This is a genomic window from Pseudonocardia pini, from assembly GCF_013870575.1.
Lineage (GTDB): Bacteria > Actinomycetota > Actinomycetes > Mycobacteriales > Pseudonocardiaceae > Pseudonocardia > Pseudonocardia pini.
This window is the reverse complement of record NZ_JACBXB010000994.1, coordinates 1-1,672: the sequence shown is the minus strand read 5'-3', so window position 1 is coordinate 1,672 and position 1,672 is coordinate 1. Positions and strand designations below refer to the sequence as shown.

Below are 1,672 nucleotides of genomic sequence, written 5' to 3'. Positions count from 1 at the left end.
CGGGGGGTCTCGCGCGGGAGGGGCCGGGGGGAGACAGGCGTCCTTCCCTGATCACCGCTCGGGCACGTGCAGCCGCGACCGGTGCGGTGCTCGGCGCCGAGACGGTGATCATGAACGGAAGCCGGGGTGGCCGCAGCGCTCTCCGAGCCAAGATCGCCGCCTGGGCACGCGCAACCGCGACCAGCGCGGTTCTCGGCGCCGAGACGGTGATCATGAACGGAAGCCGGGGTGGCCGCAGCGCTCTCCGAGCCAAGATCGCCGCCTGGGCACGCGCAACCGCGACCAGCGCGGCCCTCGGCGCCCGAACCGTGATCATGGACTGAACGGTCCGGAACAGCCGCCGCGCTCTCCGAGTCAAGATCGCCGTCTGGGCACGCGCAACCGCGACCAGCGCGGCTCTCAGTGCCGGGACGGTGATCATGGACTGAACGGGCCAGAACAGGCGCCGCTCCCCTTGAGTCTTGATCACCATCTGGGCACGCGGGACCGCGGCCAACGCGGCCCTCGGCGCCCGAACCGTGATCATGGACTGAACGGTCCGAAACAGCCGCCGCGCTCTCCGAGTCAAGATCGCCGTCTGGGCACGCGCAACCGCGACCAGCGCGGCTCTCAGTGCCGGGACGGTGATCATGGACTGAACGGGCCAGAACAGGCGCCGCTCCCCTCAAGTCTTGATCACCATCTGGGCACGCGGGACCGCGGCCAACGCGGCCCTCGGCGCCCGAACCGTGATCATGGACTGAACGGTCCGGAACAGCCGCCGCGCTCTCCGAGTCAAGATCGCCGTCTGGGCACGCGCAACCGCGATCAGCAAGGTCCGCAGCACCCGAACGGTCATCATGAGCGAGAGCCGGGCCTACCGCAGCGCTGTTCGAGCCATGATCATCGTCCGGGCACGTGCAGCCGCGATCAGCGCGGCTCTCGGCACCGGGACGGTGATCATGGACGGAAGCCGGGGTGGCCGCAGCGCTCTCCAAGACAAGATCGCCACCTGGGCACGCGGAACCGTGATCAGCGCGGTCCTCGGCGCCGGGACGGTGATCATGGACGGGAACCGGGATGACCGCAGCGCCCTTCGAGCCAAGATCGCCGTCTGGGCACGCGGAACCGCGCTCAGCACGGTCCGCAGCTCCCGAAAGGTCATCATGAGCGAGAGCCGGGCCGACCGAAGCACTGTTCGAGCCATGATCATCGTCCGGGCTCGCGCAGCCGCGACCAGCGCGGCTCTCGACTCCGGAACGGTGATCACGGATTGAGCGGGCCGGGACGGCCGCCACCCCCATCGAGCCAAGATCACCATCCGGGCACGCGCAACCGCGACCAGCGCGGTCCCCGGCACCGGAACGGTGATCATGGGCGGAGCGAGCCGGGACATCCGCCACCCCCCTCGAGCCATGATCACCATCCGGGCACGCGCAACCGCGGTCAGCGCGGCCCTCGCAGCCGAGGCGGTGATCATCGGGAGGGCGGACGATCCGGAGGCTCGGAGTGGCCACCACCGGGGTGGGTGCCTCGGTTCCGCGCTCGGGCCGACGGCTCTCGGGATGATGGCGACAGTCGGGATAGGGGCCGTAGCCCGGGGTCGGCGGGGGTGCGGGCGGACCTTCGAGCGGACCCGCGGCACCCGAACCGGGCTCACGGTCGTCCCCCCACGGCACGAGTCGGACCCGCT

2 protein-coding genes are annotated in these 1,672 nt (G+C 70.7%); both read left to right on the top strand.

What is annotated here, in order from left to right; translation table 11 throughout:
- Positions 1–323, top strand: a 323-nt coding sequence (locus H5J29_RS34525) for a hypothetical protein (RefSeq protein ID WP_220188189.1), incomplete at its 5' end; no start/stop codon positions are given.
- 516 nt (positions 324–839) lie between these two features.
- Positions 840–1,256 carry a hypothetical protein gene (locus H5J29_RS31750; RefSeq protein WP_181784613.1) on the top strand — a complete coding sequence of 139 codons (417 nt, stop codon included), beginning with the start codon at positions 840–842 and terminating at the stop codon, positions 1,254–1,256.
- The last annotated feature ends 416 nt before the right edge of the window (positions 1,257–1,672 follow it).